This window comes from Pseudomonas sp. 7P_10.2_Bac1, assembly GCF_025465935.1.
In the GTDB taxonomy this organism is placed as follows: Bacteria; Pseudomonadota; Gammaproteobacteria; order Pseudomonadales; family Pseudomonadaceae; genus Aquipseudomonas.
In genome coordinates this window covers 1-238 of record NZ_JANLNV010000021.1, presented here as the reverse complement: position 1 = coordinate 238, position 238 = coordinate 1, and the positions used below count along the sequence as shown (strand labels likewise).

At 63.4% G+C, this 238-nt stretch carries 1 pseudogene; it reads right to left on the bottom strand.

From position 1 onward, the window contains the following. A pseudogene (locus tag NTD86_RS04460) lies at positions 1–238 on the bottom strand (transposase); the annotation flags it as partial.

Below are 238 nucleotides of genomic sequence, written 5' to 3'. Positions count from 1 at the left end.
CTCGTCCAGCAACGGTTGGGCATAGGCAATATCGCTGGCTTGCCCGCCTGAAAGCAGGAAACGCAGCGGCACACCATTGGCGTCGCACAGCATGTGGATCTTGGTCGTCAGGCCGCCCCGACTGCGCCCGAGCGCGTGGTCTTGCGGCTCTTCAGGCCCCCCTTTTTCCCGGCGCCTGATGAGGCTCGGGTGGCGCGAACGGCAGTGGAGTCGATCATCCAGGTTTCCAGATCGATCA